The sequence below is a fragment of the Kocuria sp. CPCC 205263 genome (assembly GCF_040981075.1).
Classification (GTDB): Bacteria; Actinomycetota; Actinomycetes; order Actinomycetales; family Micrococcaceae; genus Kocuria; species Kocuria rosea.
This window is the reverse complement of record NZ_JAVKPV010000019.1, coordinates 33,047-49,756: the sequence shown is the minus strand read 5'-3', so window position 1 is coordinate 49,756 and position 16,710 is coordinate 33,047. Positions and strand designations below refer to the sequence as shown.

Below are 16,710 nucleotides of genomic sequence, written 5' to 3'. Positions count from 1 at the left end.
GCGCCGGGCCACCGGGCACCGGTGGCGCTGCGCTGCGTCAGGGGGTTCGTCGGACGGGCGGGCGACAGCACCGGGCCCGCCCGCTGGGTGTGGTGGATCATCCGGAGTGGCGGATCGTTGGGGCCTGCATGACTGGGACCGATCCGGCAAGTCCGGTCAGACCTGTGCGGTCGATGCCTGCAGTTCCTGCTTTTCTTGCCCGATCGTGGCAAGGGATGTCGTCGTCAGGTGTGCCTGGCATCGCCGCGCCAAGCTCTTGCTGAGCCCGGTGCGACGCGCGAGGTCCGCGGGGTTCATTGTGCGCCGCCCGGCTCCGCGTTCGGTTTTCAGTACCGCGGCTACTCGTTGGACGGCCCACTTCGGAAGCCCCTGCTGGGTCATGCCCGCGCCCTTTCCCGGGTAGTGGAGCCTTGAGTGTTCAAGAGCCATGGGCACTGGGTGGCGGCCCACGCCCGGGTGGCTTCGACGTCGCGGTGCAGTTGCTCCATGAGTGCTCGGACGGAGGAGAAGCTTTGTTGGCCGCGCAGCTTGGCGGTCAGCTCGACGCGCATGGTGCGCCCGTAGAGGTCGCCGTTGAAGTCCAGGAGGTGGGCTTCGAGCAACCTCGGGCCTTCGGTGCCGTAGAAGGTTCTGCGTCGGCCGATGGAAACGGCCGCGACGGCCCACTCCTCCGAGCCGATCCGGACCTGGGCGGTCCACACGCCGTCCTCGATTCCGGAGCCGGGGAGGGCGAGGTTGGCGGTGGGGAACCCGATGGTCCGTCCCCGGGCGTCCCCGTGCTCGACGATGCCTTCGACCACTGTCATGACCTGCTTCTCCTTCTGATGAACTGTGGCTGGGATGGACGGAGGTGCGGTGCGGGACGGCCCCGGGGACGGTCCCGCACCGCACCTCCGGACGCGGTGCTAGCGGGAGTGGTCGCCGTCCGCGCCGGGGAGCTCACCGACGCGCGCGTGGCGCAGCGTCTGGAACTCCGGGTCCCGTCGTGTCTCGATGATCAGCGAAACCCCCAGCAGGGCCACGATGATCGTGAAGGGCAGAGCGGAGAGCATCGCTGCTTGTTGCAACGCGGCGAGCCCGCCCACGGTCAGCAGCAGCACGGCACACGCCCCGGTGAGCACGCCCCACAGCGTCAGCACCGGCTTAGTGGGGGTCAGGGTGCCCTTGGAGGAGAGCATGCTCAGCACGTAGGTGTTGGCGTCGGCCCCGGAGATGAAGAACAGGGCGACCAGCACCACGGTGAGCACAGCGGTGACCTGGACCAGGGGAAGCTGTTCAAGCATGGTGAAGAACGCGGAGTTGATGTTGGCGGTAGTGGCCTCACCGATGCCGGCCCCGTCCATGTCCATCTTGATCGCGGAACCGCCGAAGATGGTGAACCAGCCGAAGAACACCAGGGTGGGCACCCCGAGGACGCCGGCGACGAACTGGCGGACGGTGCGGCCCTTGGAGATCTTGGCGAGGAAGACGCCGACGAAGGCGCCCCAGCTGAGCCACCAGGCCATCATGAAGTAGGTCCACCACTGCATCCACTGCAGGTCCTCGGGGGTGGAGGGGGTGATCAGGCTGGTGGTGAAGAACTCGCTGGTGTACTGCCCGATGGAGCGGAAGAACAGGTTGGAGATGAAGTTGGTGGGCCCGGCCACGAAGACGTAGAGCGCCAGGATCACTGACAGCGTCATGGTGATCTCGCTGATGTACTTGATGCCCTTGTTCACCCCGGACAGAGCGGAGAGGGTGAACAGCACGGTGATCACGGCGATGATGACGATCTGAATCGGCAGGCCCGTGGGCACCCCGAGGATCCGGTTGAGGCCTTCGGCGATCTGGGAGGCTCCCAGGCCCAGGGAGGTGGTGGTCCCGAAGAGGGTGGCGATGATGGCGAAGACATCGATGGCCTTGCCGAACCATCCGTCGACAAGCTTGCCCAGGACCGGGCGCAGCATGGGTGAGACCAGGCCGGGGCGGTTCTTGCGGTGGGTGGAGTAGCCGATGGCCAGTCCGAACACCCCGAAGACAGCCCAGGCGTGGAGGCCCCAGTCGAAGAAGCTGTACTGCATGGCGCGTACCGCGGCGTCCATGGTTTCAGGCTCGGCCAGCCCGTGCGGGGGCGCCATGAAGTGCGAGATGGGTTCGGCGACCCCGTAGCTGATCAGTCCGATGCCCATCACCGCCGAGAGAATCATGGCCAGCCACGCCCAGGTGCTGAACTCGGGACGGGCGGAGTTGGAACCGAGGCGGATGTCCCCGAACCTGCTGAAGGCCAGGTACACCAGCAGCCCGATGCACAGCAGCGTCACGACCAGGTAGCTCCATCCCACGGAGCCGGCCGCCCAGCCGATGCTCGCCGTCATGACGGAGTTCAGCGACTCCGGAGACACCGAGGCCCACAGGACGAAGGCGGCGATCAGGGCGATCGATACCACGAACACCGCCCCCGGTTTCGTGGAAGATGCCGGGCGGTTTCCCGCGCGGCGGGTCGAGACGGGTGGGTCGAGTTGTTGGACCACGGGTTTCTCCGATGTCTGGCGCGAGGAGGACCGGCCGGCTCTCCGGGCGGGTGTCACAGCTGGGTGAGGTCGTCGCTGTCGTAGAAGCGGCCGGCCTTGTAGATGATGGGGCTGGCCTCGCTCACTTCCGCGTGGCGGACGCGGCAGATGAACACGGTGTGGGTCTTGGCCTGGAAGCGCTCACGGATCTCGGCCTCCAGGGACGCCGGGGAGTGGTCGATCAGCGGGCTGCCGCTGGGCCCGGGGTGCCAGTCGACCTCGGCGAACTTGTCGGGGGCTTTGGAGGCGAAGGTCGCGATGGTCTCTCGCTGCTCGGTGCCCAGGATGTTGATCCCCAGGTGAGTGGCGGCGAACAGCGCGGGGTAGGTGGAGGAGGTCTTCTGGATGCAGACCATCACCAGGGGCGGTTCCAGGGACACCGAGGCGTAGGAGTTCACGGCCAGCCCCTTCGGGGTGCCGTTGTCCTGGGTCGTGACCACGGTGACGCCGGTGATGAACTGCCGGTTGAAGGTCTTCATCACCTGCGGGTCCGGCTCCCCGGAGAGGTCGTCGAGCACGACCTCTTCCGGCTGCAGCGGGGTGTCGCTGAGGTGACGGACACCCAGGCTGTGGAGCAGCTCCGAGCCGTCCCAGGTCACCTCCTCCCGAGTGATCCGCCCGTCCACCAGGCTCACGTGGTTGGAGCCGCGGGTCTGGACCCGGCGACCGGTGGGCGGGACCCCGAGGAAGGCCTCGGTGTGGGTGCCGGTGGTGGTCCAGAAGATCGCCGCGGTGTCCCCCTGAGCGACCACCGCGTCAATGGTGGTCACCAGGTCCGGGAAGCCGGCCCGGATCGCGCGGATCTCCTCCTGCAGCTGGGCCAACGTCATGGTGTGCCCGCTGGACCGGCTCACCCGCACGTAGTCAGGGGTGACAACGGATTCCAGTGCCTCGACCTCCCCGCGGTCCCAGGCGGCCTGCCAAACGGTCGTGAGCGTTGCTTCAAGTTCCTGTTGCATGGCACAGAACGTAACCCCCATCACATGGTCGGGTCAATGGGTTGACTAAAAGTCTCAGAAATCTCGGTATATCCGCGATTTTCGGTTGCAGTTGCCACTGAGTCTTGACGGGTAGGTCACATCCGCCTAGCGTCTGTTGCATGCAACAAATGACTGATTGGGTCGTTGGGGTCGATGACGGCGCGGAAGCTCCGCTTTTGGAGCGGGTCCGCCGGTTGGTGCTCAGCGGGCAGTTCCCGCCGGGGGCGCCGTTGTCGGAGGTTTTCCTGGCCCAGGAGTTCGAGGTCAGTCGCACTCCGATCCGGGAGACCCTCAAGCAGCTCCAGCACGAGGGGCTGGTGGAGATCCGCCCCAAGGTCGGCACCTTCGTCCGGGAGCCCACCCGTCGGGAGATCGTCGAGCTCTTCCAGCTCAAGGAGGGCCTGGAAGGCCTGGCCGCCGGGCTGCTGGCCCGTCGTGGCAACGTCCCGGAACTCGAGGTGCTCGAGCGCAACATCGCCGAGTCCGACCAGGCGACCGTCGATCAGGACGCCGTCCGGTACGCGGAGCTGGTGCACGAGTTCCACCGCACGATCATCGTCGGGTCGGACAACTCCAAGCTGGTCGAGCACTACGACCGATTGATGAATCAACTGGCCTATCACCGCCTGGTGTTGCGCACGGCCGAGCACCCCGGGCGCATCAAGGCCTCCACCAGTGAGCACCAGGTCGTGCTGGAGATGATCCGGGACAAGGACCACTTCGGCGCTGAGGCCGCCATGCGCAACCACGTCTACGCCTCCGCCCGGGAAGTCCTCACCGACTCCCGCACGGCCGGCCGCCCCCTGAATTCCTGACCATCGCTTCAACCACCGCCGGCTGCGCGCCGGCGCGAAAGGACCACGCCATGCGTTGCCTGGAGCTGTTCCCCGGGAAGGTCATAACGCACTTCCCCCACGCCCCGCACCTGATGGGTGCGCGATGACGACCGTGTCGCCCGGCCTCCTCGAGAAGGCCGGCATCCGCAAGATCGTCCACTACCAGGAGGAGGTCCTCCTGGAGAACGGTCAGGCCCCGGCCGTGCCGGTCGTGCGCGCCACCGTCGCCGCGGTGGTGTCTAACCCCTGGGTCGGAACCGGCCCGGAGACGGACCTCTCCCCGGCCACCGAGCAGCTGGCCCCGCCGCTGGCGCGTGTGCTGACCGACCGGCTGCTGGAGAGCCTGGGTGGGGCCGAGCAGGTCGAAGCCTTCGGCAAGGCCGCCATCGTGGGCACCGCCGGGGAGATCGAGCACGCCGGGGCACTGATCCACACCCCGTACTTCGGCAATCTCGTGCGGGAGTTCCTCGAGGGCTCCTCGATCATCTGCTTCGCCGACGACCGCGCCGAGGCGGGCCAGGCGTTGGTCGTGCCCATGTGGCACAAGACCGCCGCGGCCACCCGCAGTCACTACCAGACCATCACCACCCGGGTCAGTGACGGGCCCCGCGCCGACGAGATCGTCGTCGTCGTCGCCGCCTCCACCGGACCCCGCCCGCACCCCCGGATCGGGGACCGGGTCACCGACCCCGCCGTCACGTCTGCCATCCTCGAAGGAGCCTCCGCATGAGCACCCGCAAGATCATCACCCTCGTCGAAGAGACCGTCACCGAAGGCGGCCGTCCCGTCGAACCGGCCGCGCGCGTGGCCGTCGTGGCCGCCATCATCGCCAACCCCTGGGCCGGCCAGGGCTTCGTCGAGGACCTCAACCCGGGCATCGACGCCACCGCCTCCGAGGTCGGCGCGCTGCTGGCCGCCCGGGTGGTCGAAGCCCTGGGTGCTCCGGTGGAGGCCTTCGGCAAGGCCGCCATCGTGGGCCTGGACGGGGAGATCGAGCACGGCTCGGCCCTGATCCACACCCTGAAGTTCGGCGACCACTTCCGCAAGGCCGCCTCCGCAACCACGCTGCTGCCGGCGGTGGAAAAGCGCGGGCCCGCCGGCGTCGTCTTCGACATCCCGCTCAAGCACATCACAGACGCCACCATCCGCTCCCACCACCAGAGCATCGAGGTGCGCCTGGCCGACGCCCCGCACCCCGGGGAGATCGTCATCGCCCTGGCCGCAGCTGCCCAGGGACGGCCGCAGCAGCGCCTGGCCCCGCTGAGCACCGAGCAGTGATCATGGTCCAGCCCCTGCCGATCGTCCTGCTCCACGGCGTGGGGCTGGACCACACCATGTGGGCTCCCCTCCGCGCCGAGATCGCCCGGTTCACCGACCGTCCCGTCGTGGCCCTGGATCTGTCCGGCCACGGCGCTCAGCCGCCCCTGACCGGACCGGCCACCTTGACCGAGCTGGCCGAGGACATCGCCGCCCGCCTGCCCGGACGAGCCCACCTGGTGGGATTCTCCCTGGGCGCCCTCATTGCCCAGCACCTGGCCCGGTACCAGCCGGAACTGGTCGCCACCCTGACCAGCGTCAGTTCGGTGTGCCGGCGCACCCCGGAGGAGGCCGCCTCGGTGCAGCAGCGGCTCGAGGGAGCCCGGGCGGACTTCCCCGGCAGCGTGGAGGCCTCGATCGGCCGCTGGTACCCCGCAGACAGCGGAGTGGACGCCGGCACCGTGGCTGACACCCGGAACACCTTGCTGGCCAACTCCGTGGAGTCCTACCTGCACGCCTACAAGGTGTTCGCCACCGCCGACGCAGAGATCGGCGCCGAACTGGGCAGCATCGGAGTCCCGTCCCTGGCCGTGACCGGGGAACTGGATCCCGGTTCCACCCCGGAGATGACCGAACGTCTGGCCTCCGCGACCCCGGGCGCCCAGGCCGTCGTGGTCCCCGGGGCCCGTCACATGCTCCCCGTGGAGGAACCGGGCGAGCTGGCCCGCATCATTCACCACTTCATCGAGGAATCGAGTCGAGAAGACCATGCCTGAGCGCTACGACCACTTCATCAACGGACAGTATGTGGCCCCGGTCGAGGGCGCGTACTTCGAGAGCACCAACCCGGCCACCCTGGAGACCCTGTACTCCGCGGCCCGCGGCACCGCCGCCGACGTCGACGCCGCGGTCCAGGCCGCAGACCAGGCTTTCCATGACCCGAGGTGGCGGGACTTGTCCCCCACCAAGCGCGGTCACCTGCTGCGGCGCCTGGGCGACCTGGTCGGTCAGCATGCCGAGGAACTGGCCCGGATGGAGTCCCAGGACAACGGCAAGCTGCTGCGCGAGATGCGCGGGCAGCTGGCCGGGCTGCCGGAGTACCTCTACTACTACGCCGGTCTGGCCGACAAAGTCCAGGGGAGCCAGATCCCCACCAACTCCGTGCAGATGCTCAACTACACCCAGCGTGAAGCACTGGGTGTCGTCGGGGCCATCACCCCTTGGAACTCCCCGCTGACCCTGACCACCTCCAAGCTCTCCCCGGCCCTGGCCGCGGGCAACACCCTGGTCATCAAGCCCTCGGAGTACACCTCCCGCACCGTGCTGCGCCTGGCCGAACTGGCGACGGAAGCCGGGTTCCCCGACGGGGTCATCAATGTCGTCACCGGCTACGGCGTCGAAGCCGGCGCCCCGTTGGTGGACCACACCGGGATCGCGAAGATCTCCTTCACCGGCTCCACTGCCACCGGCTCGAGCATCGCGGCCTCGGCCGCGTCCCGGTTCATCGGGTGCACCCTGGAACTGGGCGGGAAGAGCCCCAACATCGTCTTCGAGGACGCCGACGTCTCCAACGCCGCCATGGGTGTCATCGCCGGGATCTTCGCCGCCGCCGGACAGACCTGCATCGCCGGCAGCCGGGTCTTCGCCCACCGCTCCATCTACGACGAACTGCTGGAGAAGGTCGCCGACCGCGCCCGCAGCATCGTCATCGGCGACCCGATGCTCGAGACCACCGAGCTGGGCCCGCTGGCCTTCGCCGCCCAGCAGGAGAAGGTCAACTCCTACGTGGAACTCGGGGTCTCCGAGGGCGCCACCGTCCTCACCGGCGGCGGCCGACCCGAGGTCGAGCTCCCCGGTTACTTCTACTCCCCCACCGTGCTGACCGGGGTGAACAACGACATGCGCGTGACCAGGGAGGAGATCTTCGGACCCGTGGCCGCGATCATGCCCTTCGACACCGAGGACGAAGTCCTGGCCCTGGCCAACGACACCGAGTACGGGCTCGCCGCCGGGATCTGGACCCAGAACCTCGCCCGGGCCCACCGGATGGCACGCCGCCTGGAGGCCGGCACCATCTGGGTCAACACCTACCGGGCCATGTCCCCGATGTCCCCGCGCCAGGGCTTCAAGAACAGCGGCGTGGGCATCGAGCACGGCCTGGAGTCCATGCACGAGTACACCCGCCTCAAGAGCGTGTGGATCAACACCGACGAAGGCCCCGTCGCGGACCCCTTCGTCATGCGCAGCTAGGAAGGAGACCCCGATGCCCCTGATCGACGTGTCCATCGCCGAAGGCCGCAGCCCCGAACAGCTGCGCACCCTCGTCTCGGCCCTCCACCGCGCCGCCGAGGAGGCCGTCGGCGCCGTCCCGGAGAACACCACGGTGATCATCCGGGAGGTGCCGACCACCCACTGGTCCAAGGCCGACCGCACCATCGCGGAACGAAACAGCGCCGCCGGACCGAGCTGACGGCCTCGGGACACGAGAAGCACCACCGCAGTACCCAACATGACATCCGGACACGCGGCCATCGCCGGGCCTGGGGCCGTAACGCCGGGCTCTCATCCAACAGCCCCGGGCGGTCGCCCCGGAACAGACCGCAGGCAGTCAACCTACAGAAGGACAACCACAATGCGCTTCTCCCTCTTCGTGCACATGGAACGCTGGGACGACCAGGTCAGCCACCGACAGCTCTTCGAGAACCTCGTCGACCTCGTGCACATCGCCGAGGACGGTGGGTTCTCCACCGTGTGGATCGGCGAACACCACGCCATGGAGTACACCGTCTCCCCAAGCCCCATGCCGCTGCTGGCCTACCTCGCCGCCGAGACGAAGACCATCCGCCTGGGTGCCGGCACCCTGATCGCCCCGTTCTGGAACCCCGTCCGCGCAGCCGGCGAGTCCGCCCTGCTGGACGTCATCAGCGGCGGACGCCTCGAGCTCGGAGTCGCACGGGGCGCCTACCAGTTCGAGTTCGACCGGCTCGCCGGCGGGCTGCCGGCCGCCGCCGGCGGCCAGCACCTGCGCGAGATCCTCCCGGCCATGCGCGCCCTGTGGCAGGGCGACTACGCCCACGACGGGGAGATCTGGCAGTTCCCCACCTCCACCAGCGTGCCCAAGCCGGTCCAGGACGAGATCCCCATCTGGGTCGCGGCACGTTCCCCCGAGTCCCACGAGTTCGCCGTCGAGAACGGCTTCAACATCATGGTCACCCCGCTCATGAAGGACGACCGCGAGGTCGCCGATCTCACCGCCAAGACGCAGGCCGCGATGGACAAGTTCCCGGGCGCGGCCAAGCCCGAGGTCCTGTGCCTGCGACACACCTACGTGCACAGCCCCGAGGAGCCGGACGCCTGGCGCGCCGGGGCTGCAGCGATCAACCGCTACTACCGGACCTTCGATGCCTGGGCGGGGAACAAGACCCCCCCGACCAATGGCTTCCTCGAGCCCTCCCCCGAGGAGAAGTTCGCGGACCGACCCGAGTTCGAGCTCGACAGCCTGCACAAGTCAGCGATGATCGGCACACCCGATGAGGTCATCGAGCGGATCAAGCACTACCAGGATCTGGGAGTCGACGAGTTCGCCTACTGGATCGACAACGGCATGACCCACGACGAGAAGAAGAAGTCGCTGGAGCTGTTCGTCCAGCACGTCGTCCCTGCCTTCAACGGCACTGACCGAGCCGTTGCCCCGCAGTCGGCCGTCCGACCCAGCGATGATCCCGTGGACTCCACGGTCACTGCCTGACGCACTCTCCGGCGCCCTCAACGTCCTGGGCACCCGGATGCATCAAGCAGCTGGAGATCTGAGGCGCTGTTCGCCGGCCGGCAGGCACAGGCGGGTCTCCCCCGGGAGGCCCGCCTCGACCGTGCCGAGCCCCGGACATGGCCCAGCCGGCGGAGCATCCGGACTCCTCGAGTCGGGGTACGGAGCATCAGGATCCGGAGCTCCGCAAGTACCTGGCCATGAGTGGTAGCCGACGAAACCCTTACCCTCTTGGCCTCTCAGCTACGAGGTCGTTGGGACGGCCGCGGGCGCAGCATCACCGGATCACCCAGATACCGTGTGAGCCGTCCGCGAACCGTGTCGTCGATCCGCCAGGCAGCTCCGGTGCCGCGGTGCACCAGCACCATCGTGGCCTCCGATGTGACCACCGGTGCATGCCCGAGGTGTGTGCTGATGGTGCTGGCGAGAGAAAAACTGGAGGTTCCGATATGGGTGACCCACAAGGTCACCGCAACCGGCTCACGGGAGTACCACAACTCATCGTGGAACTCGACGGTCTGCTGCCCCACCAGCCTGTCGACCTGCCCATCCAGGACACCCAGCACCCCGACACCCAGCACCCCGTGGCGGTCTCCCGGCCGCCCCGGCTCCGGACACCCCAGGAAGATCATCCGCGCCTCGTCGATGAGACGCGCAATCGCAGTGTTCCCGACATGACCGGCCAGATTGACGTCGTCTAAGCGCAACTGCACGTACACGATCTGCTCGTCAGCGAGAGGCATGCGGTGAGGCTACCAGCGGCTCGGTACGCGCCAGGTCACCTGGGACCGTGCGTGCGTAGGACTTCTCGGATACTTTTCACCGCACGGTAGGGAGCCTTCACTCCGCCCCTGCAACAGTGTGGGGTCGGCCTCGAGCTGTACCCGGCCATATGTATAGCGCAGAGTCCGGCTCCTCCGTCAACCCCAAAGGGAGGTCTGGGGGCGGCCTGATCGCGTGAGACTCCCGCAGGGAACCTTTGACGTAGCGCTTGGGCAAGGAGGTGCTGTAGAAACGATGCCTCGGCATTGTGCGGACAGTTGCCCGTTCGGAGTATGGGTCGGGGCTGATGGAGTTCGGCGCTCGTGGCGACAAGCGTTTTTGACTGCGAACGACATGGCCGGCTCCGAGCAGTGGCTCTCGGAGCCGGCCGGTCTTTTGGGACCTCGTCCACGGGGGACGCCCGCGAGGGACATGATCTCCTTCCATGGACCGGTAGTTGACGGGGAGTAGTGACATCCACAGTCGCCCAGGCCTCCCGGGAGGTTCTTCCCTCCGGTTTCGGCTTGAGAGGGCGGCCAGGCGAGGAACATATGTGGGGCCGTCCATCACGGCCGCCTCCCGGGGTCGTGGCGGACCGGCGGCTACGTTGACGGGGACACTGCCCGCCCCGCGGGGGGACAGCGGCGGATCCGGTATTCGGAGGCGTCGATGAGTTTGCGCTCCTTCAACGCACCATGCAGGATCCACAGCACCCGTTGTGAAGGGACCACGGTCTCGACCTCGCCGTGATAGATCAGTTGGCCATTTCGATGGTGGACCTCCACGACGTCTCCGGTGTGCAGGGAGGTCAGGCTGGTTTCTGGTGGTGTCGTTCTCGTGGACCCGGGCATGCTCAGCGCCGGTCCTGGTCAGGGCGGGGCGTCAGGACGCGCCCTCCGGTGTCGCGGGTGATGTTCCAGGCCCACTGCACGGCGGCGGCCCGAGATGCGGCGCTCAGCACCGCCCGGGGGGCGTTGGGGGTCCTGACCTCCCAGGCCCCGTTGGGGCCGAGCACCACGAGGCGGTCGGCGGGCTGGGCCATCGGGTGTGGTGCGAAATGCCCGGAATGGGTCTCGGTAGGACGGGTGTCGGTGCTCGGCGGTTTCATCAGGTGGCTCCAGCGGGGATCGGGTGGGGATCGGGTGTGCTCAGGGGTAGAGGCCGCGGGTGCGGTGGGCGTCGGCGACGCGTTCGACGGCGGTGACGGTGGCGGCTTGTCGCAGGGTGAGTCCACGGGCGGAGGCGACGTCGAGCAGGTGGTGCCAGGCGGCGAGCATCCGGTGCTCGAGGCGGGCGTCGACCTCGGTGCGCGACCACCAGTAGGCCTGGTTGGACTGGACCCACTCGAAGTAGGAGACGATCACCCCGCCGGCGTTGGCGAGGATGTCGGGGACCACCAGCACGCCGGCCTCGGCGAAGATCCGGTCGGCTTCGGCGGTGGTGGGGCCGTTGGCGCCTTCGACGATGACCTTCGCGTGCACGTTGCGGGCGTTGGCGGCGGTGAGCACGCCCTCCACCGCCGCGGGCACGAGCAGGTCCACCTCCAGGGTCAGCAGCTCCTCGCCCGGGATGGTCTGGGCCCCGGGGAAATTCACGATGGAGCCGGTGGTGGCCGCATGGGCCTGGAGGGCGTGGATGTTCAGGCCCTCGGGGTGGTGGACGGCCCCGTACTGGTCGGAGACGGCCACGACTGTCACCCCGGCCTCGGTGAGGAACAGGGCGGCGTCGGAGCCGACCTTCCCGAAGCCCTGCACTGCGGCGGTGGTCGCCGTCGGGGTCAGACCGAGGTGCTCCAGTGCTGCCAGGGCGATGTGCACCACTCCGGCCGAGGTGGCTTGGGCCCTTCCCAGGGACCCGCCCAGGGACACGGGCTTGCCGGTGACCACCCCGGGGACGGTGTAACCGGAGGCCACGGAGTAGGTGTCCATCATCCAGGCCATGGTCTGCTCGTCGGTGCCGATGTCCGGGGCGGGGATGTCTCGGTCGGGGCCGATGATCGGCAGGATCTCACTGGTGTAGCGGCGGGTGACCCGCTGCAGCTCTCCCCGGGAGTAGTGGCGGGGGTCGATGCGCACTCCGCCCTTTGCCCCGCCGTAGGGGACGTCGAGGAGCGCGCACTTCCAGGTCATCCACATCGCCAGGGCGCGGACCTCGTCGAGGTCCACGGCAGGGGAGTAGCGCAGCCCGCCCTTGGCCGGGCCGCGGGAGAAGTTGTGCTGGACCCGGTGGCCGGTGAGCACCTCCACGGACCCGTCGTCGCGGCGCAGCGGTACGGACACCGTCATCTCCCGGCGGGGAGAGGCCAGCAGCTGGTGCAGCCCGGGTTCGTAGCCCAGTGTCGCGATGGCGGAGGCCAGCTGGGCCTGCGCATCGACCAGTGGGCCCTCGTGGTGGGGCGTGTGGGGACTGGCTTCGTGGAGGTGCGCAGCGTTGGTGGTCATCGGTGGTCCTTACCGCAGGAGTTGGAGGAGGCGTTGCGCAGGGATGGGAAGGGGTGGAGACAGGGGTCAGTCGGTTTCGGGGCCGGCGCAATAGGGGCAGTAGCTGTCCTCCGGGGCGGCGACCGCACACGGCCCGGCCTCAGAGGTAGAAAAGGCTTCCGCGCGGATTGCAGCTGTCTCGCCGAGGGTTCGGCGAGACAGCTGCACCGTGCGGGGAAGAAGGCTGATGGTCATGGCGGTGGGTCCTTCGGTGTCGACGGTGGGGATGGGGCGAGCGGCTCGGGCCTCTCGGCCCATCCCCACCGCGGGGGTCAGATCAGGTGGTCGGTGAGGTGGTTCGGGGTGCCGAAGCGGTGGGCGGTGATGCTGATCGCCTGCTCGTGCAGGAACGGCAGCATCTCGACCCGCCCGGCCCCGGTGACGGGGTGGGCGTAGACGGCCACGTCCGGACGGGATCCGGTGGCGGCGATGAGGCCCGCGCGGTCCCCGCCGATCAGCCGGACGCGTCCGCCGCCGAGGGCCGGGGCGCCGGCCAGCCAGGCGGCGTCGTCCTCCACCTGGGCCCGCACGCCGCGACCGGCGAGCACGGAGCGCACCGGGGCGGGCAGCTCGCGCGCCGAGGAGACGGTCAGGGCCGATCCCGCCCGCAGCCCGGCGGCGACGACGCGCAGCAGGTCCGCGAGGGGCTCGCCCTCGGACAGGCGCACCGTCACGGGCACCGGCAGGTAGCGGAAGATGTTGCGCTCGGCAGACAATCCGGAGACGTCCTTGGCGGTGCCGAACTCCGCGTCCCAGGCGGCCTCGTCGTTGCGCAGCGCCTGCTCGAGGGTCGCGGCCTCCTGGGCCGTGATCCCGGCCTGCCCGGCGTGGGCGACGTTGAGCAGGTCGGCGACATCCACGTCGGTCACCGGGCGGCCCGGCCCGCGCAGCGGCGCGGGCTCCCACTCGCTCAGACCCATCAGATAGTTGGGACCGCCGGCCTTGGTGCCGGGACCGACCGCCGACTTCTTCCAGCCGCCGAAGGGCTGGCGCTGGACGATGGCGCCGGTGATCCCGCGGTTGACGTAGACGTTGCCGGCCTCCACGTTGTCCAGCCAGTACTTGATCTCCTCCGGGTCCAGGGAGTGCAGCCCGCCGGTGAGGCCGTACTCCACCTCGTTCTGCAGCGCCACGGCCTCCTCCAGGGTCTCGGCGGTCATCACGCCGAGCACGGGCCCGAAGTACTCCACCAGGTGGAACTCCGAGCCGCGCTGCACCCCGGTGCGCACGCCGGGGGTCCACAGCTTGCCGGTCTCGTCGAGCTGCTGGGGCTCGATCAGCCAGGACTGGCCCTCCTCGAGGGTGGTCAGGGCCTTCAGGAGCTTGCCCTCGGCGGGCTCGGTGAGCGGGCCCATCTGCGCGGCCGGGTTGGTCGGGTGATCCACGGTCAGCGACGTCACCGCGTCGACGAGCTGGTTTCGGAACCGCCGGGACGTCGCCACCGAGCCGACGAGGATCACCAGGGAAGCGGCCGAGCACTTCTGCCCGGCGTGGCCGAACGCGGAGTAGGCGACGTCCTTGGCCGCGAGGTCGAAGTCCGCACTTGGGGTGACGATGACGGCGTTCTTCCCGGAGGTCTCGGCCAGCAGCGGCAGGTCGGGGCGGAAGGAGCGGAACAGCTCCGCCGTCTCGTAGGCCCCGGTGAGGATGAGCCGATCCACGGCCGGGTGCGCGATGAGCTGGCGCCCCAAAGCCCGATCCTTGAAATCAACCAGCGCCAGCACCTCCCGGGGAATGCCGGAGGCGTCCAGGGCCTCCCAGAGGGCCTCGGCGACCACCGCACCGCAGCGCTTGGTCGGGCCGGCCGGCTTGAACACCACCGGGGAGCCGGCGGCGAGGGCCGCCAGCACCGAACCGGCCGGGATGGCCACCGGGAAGTTCCACGGCGGGGTGACCACGGTCAGCCGCGAGGCCACGAAGGACGCGCCGTCGACCTCGTCCAGCTCACGGGCGCGCTCGGCGTAGTAGTGGGCGAAGTCGATGGCCTCGCTGATCTCGGGGTCCGACTGGTCGAGGGTCTTGCCGGCTTCGGCGGCGGCGACCTCGAGCAGCTCGGCGCGGCGGGCGGCCAGGGCCTCCCCGGCCCGGTGGAGCACCTCGGCCCGCTGGGCGCCCGTGAGGGCGGCCCAGCCGCGGCCGGCCTCCAGGGCGGCGGCCACGAGGTCATGGAGGTCATCGACGGTGCGCACCGCCGCGGCAGCAACAGTGTCAATACCCGCCCCAGAGCCGGGGACCCGCTCCAGGATCTTCCGGCCCCAGTCACGGTTGGCGGCCACCGCCGGGTCGGTGTCGGGGGTGTTGTGGAAGCCCTCGGTCGGAGCGGGGGGCTCGGGCTGGGTGCGGTCCTGGACACGGTGCGGGGCCGGGACGGTGTTGTCGAGGGCGGCCAGGGAGGCCAGGAAGCGCTGCTTCTCGCGTTCGAAGAGCTCTTCGTTGGCGGAGAGCTCGAAGACCGCGGACATGAAGTTCTCCTGGGACGCGCCCTCCTCGAGCCGGCGGATCAGGTAGGCGATGGCCACGTCGAACTCGGCCGGGTGCACCACGGGGGTGTAGAGCAGCAGGGAGCCGACGTCGGCCTTGACGGCCTCGGCCTGGCCGGTGGCCATGCCGAGCAGCATCTCGAAGTCGATGCCGTCGGTCACGCCCCGTTGCTGGGCCAGCAGCCAGGCGAAGGCGATGTCGAAGAGGTTGTGCCCGGCCACCCCAATCCGTACCGCATCGATCCGCTCCGGGGTCAGGGCGTAGTTGATGACCCGCTTGTAGTTGGTGTCCGACTCCTGTTTGGAGTTGCAGGTGGCCAGGGGCCAGTCGTGCACGGAGGCCTCGGCCTGCTCCATGGGCAGATTCGCGCCCTTGACCACCCGCACCTTCACTGGCGCCCCGCCGGCCGCCCGGCGGGTAGCGGCCCACTGCTGGAGGCGGATCATCGCTCCCAGGGCGTCGGGCAGGTAGGTCTGCAGCACGATCCCGCCCTGCAACGTGCGGAACTCCGGCTGATCCAGCAACCGGGTGAACACCGCGATGGTGAGGTCGAGGTCCTTGTACTCCTCCATGTCCAGGTTGATGAACTTCGCCCGGGGGAAGGAGGCGGCCTTGCGGTAGAGCGGGGTCAGCTTCTCGACAACCTCGGCCACCGCCTCCTCGAAGGCCCACGGGGAGTGCGGGGCCACGGTGGAGGAGACCTTGATGGAGACATAATCCACATCGGGGCGATCCAGCAGGTCGTGGGTGCCCTGCAGTCGGCGGTCGGCCTCGTGCTCCCCGAGCACGGCCTCGCCCAGGAGGTTGACGTTGAGCCTCACATCGTCCTTGCGGATCTTCGCGATCGACTTCCCCAGCTTGGCCGGAGTGGCGTCCACGATCAGGTGCCCCACCATCTCGCGCAGCGCCTTGCGGGCAATGGGGATGACGACGTGGGGCGCGACCGGGGCCAGGGCCGCACCGGTGCGCACGGCGGCGCGCATGTACCAGGGCAGGAACGAGGGAATCAAGGGCGTCAACTGGTTCAACGCGTGGGCGGCCACCTTGTTGTCCTCCGGGCGGATCACCCCGTCGACGAAACCGACGGTGAAGGCCAGCCCATGAGGGTCCTTCAGCACCCCGGCCAGCTGCTCGGCGGAGGCGTCCACCGGGAAGCCGGCGGCCTCGGTGAGCCACTTGCGCACCAGGACGACGGACTCCTCGGCGAGGACGTCCAGGGTGGCGGGCTCTGGTACGAGGATCATCTCGTTCGAGTGCGAGCTGAGAGCGTGAGACATGGCAGGAACTCCATTCGCGACATTGTGAGGTATCACACCTCAGTATGTGCTCTCGATCACGTTAGGAACAGTGGCGAATTCTGCAGTTAACTGATCAAAAATGCTAACCATCCGAGCCTTGAGGCATAGGGCCCTAAAGGGTAGAAGTCGGCAACCGGGGCGGCATCACCCCTGTAAGAGCCTGGATTTGCCGGTGACAAGTTTGTGAAAACAGGGTGAGGTATCACACCTTCTAGTGCTACGCTGATCCACACGAGATCCAGGTCACAGTCCCGAGTAACCCCGCAAACCACTACGACGGCAGGAGGCACCATGGACGCTT

General features: G+C 68.6%; 16 protein-coding genes. 7 read left to right on the top strand and 9 right to left on the bottom strand.

All coding sequences use genetic code 11. The features are described 5' to 3' along the window. Window positions 1-156: 156 nt before the first annotated feature. The 4 genes from RF647_RS18420 to RF647_RS18405 form a co-directional block, all read right to left on the bottom strand. Window positions 157-381 carry a hypothetical protein gene (locus tag RF647_RS18420; protein WP_368812992.1) on the bottom strand — a complete coding sequence of 75 codons (225 nt, stop codon included), beginning with the start codon at window positions 379-381 and terminating at the stop codon, window positions 157-159. Then, a complete protein-coding gene (locus RF647_RS18415; protein ID WP_368812991.1) occupies window positions 378-806 on the bottom strand; it encodes a riboflavin kinase in 429 nt (142 codons plus the stop codon). Before RF647_RS18415 ends, RF647_RS18420 begins: the two co-directional genes overlap by 4 nt. Window positions 807-905: 99 nt before the next feature. Then, entirely contained in the window at window positions 906-2,432 is a 1,527-nt protein-coding gene (locus tag RF647_RS18410; protein WP_368812990.1) for a BCCT family transporter, read from the bottom strand. A gap of 131 nt (window positions 2,433-2,563) precedes the next feature. After that, complete coding sequence (locus RF647_RS18405; protein ID WP_368812989.1) at window positions 2,564-3,508, bottom strand: flavin reductase; 945 nt, start codon at window positions 3,506-3,508, stop codon at window positions 2,564-2,566. A 149-nt stretch (window positions 3,509-3,657) separates the two neighbouring features. Here RF647_RS18405 and RF647_RS18400 point away from each other — a divergent pair, with 149 nt between their 5' ends. The 7 genes from RF647_RS18400 to RF647_RS18370 all read left to right on the top strand — a co-directional run bounded on the left by RF647_RS18400 (window position 3,658) and on the right by RF647_RS18370 (window position 9,370). Beyond that, window positions 3,658-4,344, top strand: a complete 687-nt coding sequence (locus RF647_RS18400; RefSeq protein ID WP_368812988.1) for a GntR family transcriptional regulator — start codon at window positions 3,658-3,660, stop codon at window positions 4,342-4,344. A gap of 124 nt (window positions 4,345-4,468) precedes the next feature. Continuing rightward, window positions 4,469-5,095 (top strand): amino acid synthesis family protein, encoded by a 627-nt coding sequence (locus RF647_RS18395; protein WP_368812987.1) that lies wholly within the window; start codon window positions 4,469-4,471, stop codon window positions 5,093-5,095. After that, entirely contained in the window at window positions 5,092-5,643 is a 552-nt protein-coding gene (locus tag RF647_RS18390; protein ID WP_368812986.1) for an amino acid synthesis family protein, read from the top strand. Before RF647_RS18395 ends, RF647_RS18390 begins: the two co-directional genes overlap by 4 nt. A gap of 2 nt (window positions 5,644-5,645) precedes the next feature. After that, the gene (locus RF647_RS18385; RefSeq protein WP_368812985.1) at window positions 5,646-6,398 is read left to right on the top strand and encodes an alpha/beta fold hydrolase; all 753 of its coding nucleotides are present in this window, start codon (window positions 5,646-5,648) and stop codon (window positions 6,396-6,398) included. Beyond that, a complete protein-coding gene (locus tag RF647_RS18380) occupies window positions 6,391-7,872 on the top strand; it encodes an aldehyde dehydrogenase (protein WP_368812984.1) in 1,482 nt (493 codons plus the stop codon). The genes RF647_RS18385 and RF647_RS18380 overlap by 8 nt, the downstream gene beginning before the upstream one ends. Before the next feature lie 13 nt (window positions 7,873-7,885). Further along, window positions 7,886-8,092: a 4-oxalocrotonate tautomerase family protein gene (locus RF647_RS18375; protein WP_368812983.1), complete on the top strand. Its 207-nt coding sequence runs from the start codon at window positions 7,886-7,888 to the stop codon at window positions 8,090-8,092. Between the two features lie 162 nt (window positions 8,093-8,254). Further along, window positions 8,255-9,370: an LLM class flavin-dependent oxidoreductase gene (locus RF647_RS18370; RefSeq protein WP_368812982.1), complete on the top strand. Its 1,116-nt coding sequence runs from the start codon at window positions 8,255-8,257 to the stop codon at window positions 9,368-9,370. Window positions 9,371-9,627: 257 nt separating this feature from the next. Here the strand turns inward: RF647_RS18370 and RF647_RS18365 are convergent, their stop codons facing one another. The 5 genes from RF647_RS18365 to RF647_RS18345 form a co-directional block, all read right to left on the bottom strand. Continuing rightward, window positions 9,628-10,131 carry an acyl-CoA thioesterase gene (locus RF647_RS18365; protein WP_368812981.1) on the bottom strand — a complete coding sequence of 168 codons (504 nt, stop codon included), beginning with the start codon at window positions 10,129-10,131 and terminating at the stop codon, window positions 9,628-9,630. Between the two features lie 872 nt (window positions 10,132-11,003). After that, window positions 11,004-11,192, bottom strand: a complete 189-nt coding sequence (locus RF647_RS18360) for a DUF2188 domain-containing protein (RefSeq protein ID WP_368812980.1) — start codon at window positions 11,190-11,192, stop codon at window positions 11,004-11,006. 106 nt (window positions 11,193-11,298) lie between these two features. Beyond that, window positions 11,299-12,591: a Glu/Leu/Phe/Val dehydrogenase gene (locus RF647_RS18355; RefSeq protein ID WP_368812979.1), complete on the bottom strand. Its 1,293-nt coding sequence runs from the start codon at window positions 12,589-12,591 to the stop codon at window positions 11,299-11,301. Window positions 12,592-12,657: 66 nt separating this feature from the next. Next, complete coding sequence (locus RF647_RS18350; RefSeq protein WP_368812978.1) at window positions 12,658-12,825, bottom strand: hypothetical protein; 168 nt, start codon at window positions 12,823-12,825, stop codon at window positions 12,658-12,660. A 77-nt stretch (window positions 12,826-12,902) separates the two neighbouring features. Beyond that, the gene (locus tag RF647_RS18345; RefSeq protein WP_368812993.1) at window positions 12,903-16,355 is read right to left on the bottom strand and encodes a bifunctional proline dehydrogenase/L-glutamate gamma-semialdehyde dehydrogenase; all 3,453 of its coding nucleotides are present in this window, start codon (window positions 16,353-16,355) and stop codon (window positions 12,903-12,905) included. Between the last annotated feature and the right edge of the window lie 355 nt (window positions 16,356-16,710).

Excerpts from the sequence above, each read along its gene's own strand:
- RF647_RS18420 (WP_368812992.1), bottom strand. The coding sequence starts at position 381 with ATGACCCAGCAGGGGCTTCCGAAGTGGGCCGTCCAACGAGTAGCCGCG.
- RF647_RS18415 (WP_368812991.1), bottom strand. The coding sequence starts at position 806 with ATGACAGTGGTCGAAGGCATCGTCGAGCACGGGGACGCCCGGGGACGG.
- RF647_RS18405 (WP_368812989.1), bottom strand. The coding sequence starts at position 3,508 with ATGCAACAGGAACTTGAAGCAACGCTCACGACCGTTTGGCAGGCCGCC.
- RF647_RS18400 (WP_368812988.1), top strand. The coding sequence starts at position 3,658 with ATGACTGATTGGGTCGTTGGGGTCGATGACGGCGCGGAAGCTCCGCTT.
- RF647_RS18395 (WP_368812987.1), top strand. The coding sequence starts at position 4,469 with ATGACGACCGTGTCGCCCGGCCTCCTCGAGAAGGCCGGCATCCGCAAG.
- RF647_RS18390 (WP_368812986.1), top strand. The coding sequence starts at position 5,092 with ATGAGCACCCGCAAGATCATCACCCTCGTCGAAGAGACCGTCACCGAA.
- RF647_RS18385 (WP_368812985.1), top strand. The coding sequence starts at position 5,646 with ATGGTCCAGCCCCTGCCGATCGTCCTGCTCCACGGCGTGGGGCTGGAC.
- RF647_RS18380 (WP_368812984.1), top strand. The coding sequence starts at position 6,391 with ATGCCTGAGCGCTACGACCACTTCATCAACGGACAGTATGTGGCCCCG.
- RF647_RS18375 (WP_368812983.1), top strand. The coding sequence starts at position 7,886 with ATGCCCCTGATCGACGTGTCCATCGCCGAAGGCCGCAGCCCCGAACAG.
- RF647_RS18370 (WP_368812982.1), top strand. The coding sequence starts at position 8,255 with ATGCGCTTCTCCCTCTTCGTGCACATGGAACGCTGGGACGACCAGGTC.
- RF647_RS18365 (WP_368812981.1), bottom strand. The coding sequence starts at position 10,131 with ATGCCTCTCGCTGACGAGCAGATCGTGTACGTGCAGTTGCGCTTAGAC.
- RF647_RS18360 (WP_368812980.1), bottom strand. The coding sequence starts at position 11,192 with ATGGCCCAGCCCGCCGACCGCCTCGTGGTGCTCGGCCCCAACGGGGCC.
- RF647_RS18355 (WP_368812979.1), bottom strand. The coding sequence starts at position 12,591 with ATGACCACCAACGCTGCGCACCTCCACGAAGCCAGTCCCCACACGCCC.
- RF647_RS18350 (WP_368812978.1), bottom strand. The coding sequence starts at position 12,825 with ATGACCATCAGCCTTCTTCCCCGCACGGTGCAGCTGTCTCGCCGAACC.
- RF647_RS18345 (WP_368812993.1), bottom strand. The coding sequence starts at position 16,355 with ATGATCCTCGTACCAGAGCCCGCCACCCTGGACGTCCTCGCCGAGGAG.